10 protein-coding genes are annotated in these 8634 nt (G+C 76.4%); 8 read left to right on the forward strand and 2 right to left on the reverse strand.

What is annotated here, in order from left to right; translation table 11 throughout:
• The 3 genes from phnC to ACFQ8E_RS05085 are packed head-to-tail and all read left to right on the forward strand — an operon-like array spanning position 1 to position 3478.
• A complete protein-coding gene (phnC, locus tag ACFQ8E_RS05075) occupies positions 1-819 on the forward strand; it encodes a phosphonate ABC transporter ATP-binding protein (protein WP_430549484.1) in 819 nt (272 codons plus the stop codon).
• Positions 816-2447, forward strand: a complete 1632-nt coding sequence (phnE, locus tag ACFQ8E_RS05080) for a phosphonate ABC transporter, permease protein PhnE (RefSeq protein WP_430549485.1) — start codon at positions 816-818, stop codon at positions 2445-2447. Before phnC ends, phnE begins: the two co-directional genes overlap by 4 nt.
• Positions 2423-3478 carry a zinc-binding dehydrogenase gene (locus ACFQ8E_RS05085; protein ID WP_430549486.1) on the forward strand — a complete coding sequence of 352 codons (1056 nt, stop codon included), beginning with the start codon at positions 2423-2425 and terminating at the stop codon, positions 3476-3478. Before phnE ends, ACFQ8E_RS05085 begins: the two co-directional genes overlap by 25 nt.
• A gap of 11 nt (positions 3479-3489) precedes the next feature.
• On the opposite strand, the gene ACFQ8E_RS05090 is transcribed toward ACFQ8E_RS05085, so the two are convergent.
• Complete coding sequence (locus tag ACFQ8E_RS05090) at positions 3490-4218, reverse strand: GntR family transcriptional regulator (protein WP_430549487.1); 729 nt, start codon at positions 4216-4218, stop codon at positions 3490-3492.
• A 68-nt stretch (positions 4219-4286) separates the two neighbouring features.
• Between ACFQ8E_RS05090 and ACFQ8E_RS05095 the strand changes: the two genes are divergently transcribed.
• From ACFQ8E_RS05095 to ACFQ8E_RS05115, 5 genes are all read left to right on the forward strand, one after another.
• On the forward strand, positions 4287-5465 hold the full coding sequence (locus tag ACFQ8E_RS05095) for a TIGR03364 family FAD-dependent oxidoreductase (protein WP_430549488.1): 1179 nt from the start codon (positions 4287-4289) through the stop codon (positions 5463-5465).
• A gap of 37 nt (positions 5466-5502) precedes the next feature.
• Positions 5503-6255 (forward strand): phosphonatase-like hydrolase, encoded by a 753-nt coding sequence (locus ACFQ8E_RS05100; RefSeq protein ID WP_430549489.1) that lies wholly within the window; start codon positions 5503-5505, stop codon positions 6253-6255.
• 91 nt (positions 6256-6346) lie between these two features.
• A complete protein-coding gene (locus tag ACFQ8E_RS05105; protein WP_430549490.1) occupies positions 6347-6835 on the forward strand; it encodes a hypothetical protein in 489 nt (162 codons plus the stop codon).
• 130 nt (positions 6836-6965) lie between these two features.
• Positions 6966-7442, forward strand: coding sequence for a hypothetical protein (locus tag ACFQ8E_RS05110; protein ID WP_430549491.1), 477 nt, complete (start codon positions 6966-6968; stop codon positions 7440-7442).
• Positions 7443-7501: 59 nt separating this feature from the next.
• Positions 7502-7789, forward strand: a complete 288-nt coding sequence (locus ACFQ8E_RS05115) for a hypothetical protein (protein WP_430549492.1) — start codon at positions 7502-7504, stop codon at positions 7787-7789.
• Between the two features lie 4 nt (positions 7790-7793).
• On the opposite strand, the gene ACFQ8E_RS05120 is transcribed toward ACFQ8E_RS05115, so the two are convergent.
• The coding region (locus ACFQ8E_RS05120) for a gamma-glutamyltransferase (RefSeq protein WP_430549493.1) at positions 7794-8634 on the reverse strand (841 nt) is incomplete at its 5' end.

Genomic DNA, 8634 nt, shown 5'->3' on the forward strand with positions numbered 1-8634 from the left:
ATGCCGACGAGGCCGACGCTGCCGACGAGGCCGACGGCGCCCGGCGTCGCGACCGACGAGCCCCTGGTGCGGGTGCGTGGGCTGCGCAAGGAGTTCGGTCGGACCGCCGCGCTCGACGGCGTGGACCTCGACGTGCGGCAGGGGGAGCTCGTCGTGCTGCTCGGGCTGTCCGGGTCAGGCAAGTCGACGCTCCTGCGCTGCCTCAACGGGCTGCACCGGCCGACGGCGGGCGAGGTCACGGTGGCCGGCACCCGCGTGGACCGCGCGTCGGCGCGCGAGCTGCGGCACCTGCGCACCGAGGTGGGCTTCGTGTTCCAGCAGTTCAACCTCGTGGGTCGGCTCACCTGCCTCGAGAACGTGCTGATCGGCGGCCTGGGCCGCGTGCGCGGGCCGCGCTACGGCGTGTCGACCTACTCGCGCCGGATGCGTGCGGAGGCGATGGCGCACATCGACCGCGTCGGTCTCGCGGACCAGGCGTACCAGCGGGCGGACACCCTGTCGGGCGGCCAGCAGCAGCGCGTCGCGCTGGCGCGCACGCTGATGCAGCGCCCGCAGGTCGTGCTCGCCGACGAGCCCGTCGCCTCCCTCGACCCGGAGAACGCCGGCACGGTGATGGACCTGCTCGTGCGGGTCTGCGCGGAGGAGGGGCTGACCGTCCTGTGCACGCTGCACCAAGTGGACCTCGCCCTCGGCTGGGCCGACCGCCTCGTCGGCCTGCGGCAGGGGGAGAAGGTGCTCGACCGCCCCGCGGCGGGCCTCACGAGAGACGAGGCGATGGCGATCTACCGGCGGGTCGAGCCCGCGGCGGTGGCGGCATGACGGCGTCCCTCCAGGCGCCTCCGGGGACGACGTCGCCCGCGCCGGCCCCGGCGCCGTCGTCCGGCGGGGACCCGCTCCGCCCGCCCCCCGACGGCCGGCGCCGCGCCCTGCGCTGGCTCGCGGGCGGCGCCGTCGTGCTCGCGCTGGCCGCGTCGTCGGCGATCGGGCTGGACCTGCCGACGCTCGTCGCCGGCGGCGAGGACGTGGCGAACCTGCTCGGCCGGATGGTGCCGCCGGAGCTGTCCGACCCGGCCCGGATCGCGACGCTGGCCCTCGACACGGTGCTCATGGCGTTCCTCGGCACGGTGCTCGCGATGCTGCTGTCCGTGCCGCTGGCGTTCCTCGCGGCGCGCACCACAACGCCGCATCCCGCGGTGGCCGCCGTCGCGCGCGGGATCATCACGTTCTGCCGCGCGGTGCCGGACCTCGTGTTCGCCGTGCTGTTCGTCCGGGCGCTGGGCCTGGGCGTGCTTCCGGGCGTCCTGGCCCTCGCCCTGCACTCCGTGGGCATGCTCGGCAAGCTGTTCGCCGACGCGATCGAGGGCGCCGACGAGGGGCCGCGCGAGGCCGTGCGCGCCGTCGGCGTGGGGCGTGTGCGCGAGCTGCTCAACGGCGTCGTGCCGCAGGTGGTGCCCGCCTGGGTCTCGGCGTTCGTGTACCGGGTGGACATCAACCTGCGCACGTCCGTGGTGCTCGGCTTCGTCGGCGCGGGTGGCATCGGCTTCGCGCTGCAGGACGCGTTGCGCGGCCTGGTCTACCCCAAGGCGATGGGCATCGTGCTCGTGATCCTCGTGCTGGTGGCGGGCATGGAGCTGCTGTCCGTCGCGATCCGCCGCACGCTCCTCGCGCCCCGGAACCCCCGGTACGGCCGGGACCGCGCGGTGCGGTGGGCGGCCGGTGGGGCTGCCGTCGCGCTGCTGGTCGTGTCGTTCGTGCGGCTCGGCATCGACCCCCTCGCCCTCGTCACGTCGGTGCCCGACCTCCTCGCGGTCGCCGGGCGCACGTTCCCGCCCGACCTCACCACCCTCGGGCCCGCGCTGTGGGCGGCCCTGCTCCAGACGCTCGCCATCGGGCTGTCGGCCACCGGTATCGGCGTGCTGCTGTCGCTGCCGCTGGGCCTGCTCGCCGCGCGCAACGTGGCGCCGCACCCGCTCGTGTACGGCGCGGCGCGGACCGTGGTCCTCGTGGTGCGCGCCATCCCCGAGCTGATCCTCGCCGTGGTGTTCGTCGCCGCGGTCGGCCTCGGGCCCGTCGCGGGGGCCGTCGCGCTCGGCATCGGCTCGATCGGCTTCCTCGGCAAGCTCGTCGCGGACGCCGTCGAGGAGCTCCCCGCCGGGCCCGCCGAGGCCGTGCGCTCGGTGGGCGGCGGCTGGTGGAAGGTCCTGTGCTCGGCCGTGCTGCCGCAGGCCATGCCCGGGATCGTCGGGTCGGGCCTGTACCTGCTGGACGTCAACATCCGCACCTCGACGATCCTCGGGATCGTCGGCGCCGGCGGGGTCGGCTTCCTGCTCTTCGAGGCCGTCCGCACCCTCCACTTCCAGGTGGCGGGCGGGATCGTCCTGCTCGTGTTCGTCGTCGTCCTGCTCATCGAGAGGCTCTCCGGGTGGATCCGCGCTCAGCTGTCCTGACCACCGTCGCGCTGTGGGAGGGCGGCGACGCCGTCCGCCTCGTCGACGTCCCGCTCCCCGCGCTCGGCCCGGGCGAGGTGCTCGTCCGGGTGCTCCTCGCCACCGTGTGCGGCAGCGACCGGCACACCGTCTCCGGGCGGCGCTCGTCGCCGTCGCCCTCCGTGCTCGGGCACGAGGCCGTCGGCGAGATCGTCGAGGTGGGGCCGGGCGGCGCCGTGGGCGACGACGGCGGCGAGCTCGCCGCGGGCGACCGCGTCGTGTGGGGCGTCACCGTGGCCTGCGGGTCGTGCGACCGGTGCCGCGCCGGGCGCACCGCGAAGTGCCGGTCGGTGCGGAAGGTGGGGCACGAGGCGTTCGACTCGGGCTGGCCGCTGTCCGGCACCTACGCGCGGCACCTCGTGCTGCCCGCGGGGGCCACGATCGCCCGCGTGCCCGTGACCGTCCCCGACGCGCTGGCCGCCCCCGCGGGGTGCGCCACCGCGACAGTGATGGCGGCGGTCGAGGCCGCGGGGCCGCTCGCCGGCCGCCGCGTGCTCGTCAGCGGGGCGGGGATGCTCGGCCTGGCCGCGGTCGTCGCGTCGCGGGACGCCGGGGCCGCGGAGGTCGTCGTCACGGACCCCGACCCCGCCCGCCGCGACCTCGCCGCCCGGTTCGGCGCCGATGCGGCCCTGGGGACGGGCGAGTCCGTGGGGGACGCCGACGTCGCGATCGAGCTCTCCGGCGCGACCCCGGCCGTGACCCGGTGCCTCGACGCGCTCGACGTCGGCGGGCGGCTCGTGCTCGTCGGGTCGGTGGCGCCGTCGCCGGCCGTGCCGCTCGACCCGGAGCGCGTCGTGCGCGGCTGGCTGACCGTGACCGGCGTGCACAACTACGAGCCGCGGCACCTGCGGGCCGCGCTCAGGCTGCTGGACCGCACGCGGGACGTCGTGCCGTGGGGCGAGCTCGTGACCCCCGCCGCGCCGCTGGTCGACCTGGCCGGGCTCCTCACCGGGCCCGCCGGCACCGCGCCGCGCGCGGCGGTGGCGCCGTGACGCCTCTCCGCTCAGGCGTCGCGGCCCTGCCCCAGCTCCAGCACGACGCGCACCGCGTCGGCGCGCACCCAGCGCTCCGTGAACAGCAGCGGGCGGCCGTCCGCGCCGTCGCGCGCGAGGCTCACCATGAGCCACGCCGGGTCGCCCGGCCGGCAGCCGAGGCCGTCGCTCGCCTCCTCGGGCGCGGGCTCCACGCTCGCCCGCGTCCACGCCCGTTCGGGGCGGGTGCCGGCCGACGCGCGCAGGATCGTGTCCAGCGACTCCTCCAGCCGCAGCGCGGCGGGCAGCTCGGGCACGAGCCCGTGCGCGAGCCACTCGACGCCCCACGCCGCGGGCATCTCGTCGATGTGCGACCGGCGCACCAGCCGGAACCCGCGGGTGCCGGTCGGGACCTCCAGCGCGGCGGCGACGTCGTCGGGCAGGGGCACGTCGTCGCAGGCCAGGACCACGGTGCGCGGCGACGCGCCCGCCTCGCGCAGGGTCCGGCTCCACGACGGCGCGCGCCCCGGCGCCACGAGGTAGTCGACGCGGCGGCGGGTGAACGTGCCCAGACCCTGGATGCGGCTCACGAGCATCCGGCGCTCCAGCTCGCCCAGCGCCGCCCGCGCGGCGGCGCGCCCGACGCCGAACCGGCGCCCCACCTCTGCCTCGGAGGCGACGCGCGTGCCCGACGGCAGCCCCGCGAGCTCGTCCGCGAGCACGCGCACGATCCGCGCCGACGGCCCCTTCTCGCTGCTCACGCCCGGACCGTACCGGCCCCAGGTGGCCGTGCGGTGAACGAGCCCGACCACCACCCCGGAGGAACACGATGACCCGCCCCGCCACGACGGTCCCGCACCCCTCCTCGACCCGCCGCGCCCCCGCGACCCGAGGCCACGTCGTCGTCGTGGGGGCGGGGGTGGTCGGCCTGGGCGCCGCGGCGGAGGCCCACCGGCGCGGGTACCGGGTGACGGTCGTCGAGCAGGCGGCCGGGGTGGTCGGCTCCTCCGTGCAGAACTTCGGCCACGTGTGCACGACGGCGCAGGCCGGCGACGCGCGCCGGTACGCCCTCGCCGCCCGCGAGCGCTGGCTGTCCCTGGGGGCCGCGGCGGGGTTCGACGTCGCCCCGGTGGGCACGCACGTCGTCGCGCGCACCGCCGCCGAGCTGCGCCTGCTCGGCGAGCTCGCGGCCGAGCGCGGCACGGACGAGGTGCGGCTCCTGGACGCCGCCACGGCGCGGGCGGCCGTGCCCGTCCGCCCGGAGCCCGTGGTCGGGGGAGCGCACCTGCCGCTCGACCTGCTCGTCGACCCCAGGGCGGCGGCCCCCGCCCTGGCACGGTGGCTCGAGGCGCAGGGCGTGACGTTCCGCTGGCGCACGGCGGCCCGCTCCGTCGGGCCCGGCCGGGTCGAGACGACGCGCGGCGCCCTCGAGGCGGACGTCGTGGTGGTCGCCGCGCACCACGACCTCGACCGGCTGCTGCCGGACCTCGCCGAGGAGGCCGGGCTGCGCCGCTGCCGGCTGCACATGCTGCGGGTGCGGCCCGACGTGCCCCTCGGCCTGACGACGCCGCTGCTCACCGGCTGGTCGATGGTGCGCTACGCGGCGTTCGCGGCCTGCCCGTCGGCGGCCGACGTCGCGGCCGAGCTCGCCGCGGCGGACCCCGCCGGGGCGCGTTGGGACGTCAACCTCATGGCGACCCCGCAGGGCGGCTCGCTGCTGCTCGGCGACACCCACCTGCGCGCCGACGACGCGCCCGTGTTCCAGGACGAGGAGGGCTTCGACGTGCTCTTGCGCCTGGGCCGCGACCTGTTCGCGTCCCGTCCGGGCGCCGACCTGCGCGTCGTCGAGCGCTGGCAGGGTACCTACGCCACCGCCCCCGGGCGAGAGTTCCTCGTCGCCGAGCCCGCGCCCGGCGTGCACGTCGCCGCCGTCACCACGGGCATCGGCATGACCACCGGGCTCGGCCTCGCCGCCGACGTCCTCGACCGGGCGGGCGTCATCGCCTGAGCGCCCCGCCACCGACCCACCCACCGGAAGGAACCCCGTGAACGACACCGCCACGACCGAACCCGCCGCCCCCGACCGCATCGAGTCCGCCCGTATCGCGCTCGCCGCGTTCGACGTCGCCGGCACCACCGTGGAGGAGGGCGGCGCCGTCTACCGCGCGCTGCACGACGCCGTGCGCCGCCACGGCAGCACCGCCGACGTCGCCGACGTCGCCCGCTGGATGGGCGCCGACAAGCGCACCGCCATCCGTGCGCTGCTGGCGCTCGGCGGCGACCCGTCCGCCGTCGAGCCGGCGTTCGCCGACTTCGAGCGCCTGCTGCGCGAGGCGTACGACGCCACCCCGCCGGTGGCGATGCCGGGCGTGCTCGACACGTTCGCCGACCTCCGGGCACGGGGCGCGCGGATCGCCCTGACCACCGGCTTCTCCGCCGACGTCACCGGCCTGCTGCTCGACCGGCTCGGCTGGACCGAGGGGGTCGTGGACGCCGTCGTGACCACCGACGACGTGCCCGCGGGCCGCCCCGCGCCGTTCATGGTGCACCGGGCGATGGAGCGCACGGGGGTGGCCGACGTCGCGCGCGTGCTCACCGTCGGCGACACGGTGCTCGACCTCGAGGCCGGGACGAACGCCGGCGCCGCGCTGGTCGTCGGCGTGCTCAGCGGCGGCGTGCCGCGTGCGGTCCTGGAGGCCGCGCCGCACACGCACCTGCTCGACAGCGTCGCCGACCTGCCCGCCGTCCTGGAGGGCGCCGCGACACCGTCGCCCCTGTCGCACGCGGCCTCACGCTGAGCGTCCACCGCGCCGGTACCGGGGCCATCAGTAGGTTCGTGCCCGGCCGCGACGAACGTGGCCACACCGTCCCGTTCGAAGGAGATCGTGCATGTCCTCGAGAAGTCTGTCCCGCAGGTCCCGCGCCGCCGCGATCGCGGGGGTCGCGGCCGTCCTTGCGGGCGTGACCACCATCCCCGCGTCTGCCTCAGCTCCGGCGCGCGCGCAGGACGTCGCCGTCGCGTCTGCCGCCGACGTCACCCCGGTGCGCGACTTCGTCGGGGTCGGCGGCGACGCGCTCAACGGCGGTGTCTGGGTGCGGCCGGAGGCGCAGATCCGGCTCATGGGGGACAGCAACTACCTCGCCGTGCGAGTGCACAACGATGACGTCGAGCCCGCGCACGTGCGGGTCTCCAGCGCCTACGGCGAGAGGTCGCTGCTCGTCGAGCCCGGCAGGTCCGGCTACGTCGCCGTCAACCTGCGGACGTCGACCGTGCCGCTCGTCCCCCTGCTCATCGTGGCGGAGGTGCTCGATGCCGAGGGGAGCGTCGTGCGAGGCACCGGGATCAACATGATGAACGTGGTCCTCCCGGAGGGCTGAGGCCCGGGTGCAGCCCGGCGCCGGGCTGGCGGCGCGCGCCGGGTGTCCGTCGTGCCGGGACGGTGTCTGCCAGTAGTTTCGTGCCTGGCCGCGGCGACGTGGCCACCCGTCCCGGCCGAAGGAGCCTCGTATGTCCCGCACGCGATCCACCGTCCGCGCCGCGTCCGGCGTCCTCCTCGTGTTGTCGCTGGTTGCCACGGGCGCGGCCGGGGCGGCCACGGCGTCCGCCGCCTCACCGGACGGGGTGCGGACGGTCGTCGAGGACGAGGCCGTCCGGGACTTCGTGGTCGTCTCGGGCGACGGGTTCAACGGGGGCACGGACTTTCTGCCGACCGCCCAGATCCGCACCATGGGCGGCAGCAACTACCTCACGGTGCGGGTGCTCAACACCGACCCGGAGACCCTCACGATCGTGGCCTCGTCCGTCTACGGCGAGGTGACCAGGCAGGTCGCCCCGGGCGCGAGCTCCTACGTGGCGTTCCCGATGCGCACGACGGACGTCCCGCTCACGCGGCTGTCCGTCGCGGGCTGGGTCGAGGACGCCGCGGGAGAGATGGTCCGCGGCTCCTCGGCGAACCTGGTGAACGTCGTCCTGCCGCAGGGCTGAGGCCCTGCGGCACGGCCGCCCCCGAGAGCTGTCCCCGGGAGGCCGCTACGCTCGCTGGCATGAGGATCCGGCCCGGGGTGCTGGCCGGCGTCGGGCTGGCCGTGCTCGTCGCCGCCACGGTCGTGCTGTTCACGGTCCGGCTCCCCGAGGGCGTCGAGCTCGCCCTGCAGGGCGTGTGGGTCGTGGTCGTCGTCGTCCTGTGCTGGGGCACCGCCCGCTCGATGCGGCACCGCCAGCGCGCGAGCCAGCGCTACGACAAGCCCGACGGCGCCAGCCAGAGCGGGCCGACGCCGGACTTCGACCGTCGCACCCTGCTGGAGCAGTACAAGCAGCCGCCGCGGTTGTAGCGGCTCACTCCTCGGCCGGGTGCACCACCATGGCCGCGCCGCCGCCGCGGCGGCGCGGCTCGGAGACGGCGGTGAGCAGGCCGTCGTCGCCGATCTGCACCGCCGTCGCGGCGCCGATCTCGGCGGCGGACGTGAAGGCGTCCCCGGACGGCACGAGCGTGTGCTCGTACGCCTCCAGCTCCGGGCCGTAGGCCTCGATGAACTCCGGCTCCGCGGTGACGGACGCCGTGTTGCGCTGAGCGGCGCGCGGGGCGGCGAGCGCGTCGCCGATCGGCATGCCGCGGTCGAGGTGGTTGGTGAGCGTCTGCAGCACGGTCGTGATGATCGTGGAGCCGCCGGGCGAGCCGAGGGCCAGGACGGGCTCGCCGTCGCGCAGCACGATCGTCGGCGCCATCGACGACCGTGGCCGCTTGCCCGGCTCGATGCGGTTCGGGTCGTCAGCCGCCCACACGGTGGAGAAGTCGGTGAGCTCGTTGTTCAGCAGGAAGCCGCGGCCCGGCACGAGCATCCCCGAGCCGCCCGTCTGCTCGATCGTGAGGGTGTACTCGACGACGTTCCCGTCCTCGTCCACCACGGTGAGGTTCGTCGTCGAGACGTTCTCCGTGTCCGAGTCGGCGGGGGCGATCGTCTCGCCGCACGCCGCGTCGTCGGCGTCGACGTCCCCGGGTGCCACGGGCTTGGTCGCCGCCGCCTCCGGGTCGAGCAGGCACGCGCGCTCGGCCGCGAAGTCGTCCGACAGCTGGGTGTCGTGGGGGACGTCGACGAACGCCGGGTCGCCCAGGTACGCGCCGCGGTCGGCGAACGCCAGGGCGCTCGCCTCCAGGTAGTGGTGCAGGTAGGCCGCG

It is taken from the genome of Isoptericola sp. NPDC056573 (assembly GCF_042793335.1).
GTDB lineage: Bacteria > Actinomycetota > Actinomycetes > Actinomycetales > Cellulomonadaceae > Isoptericola.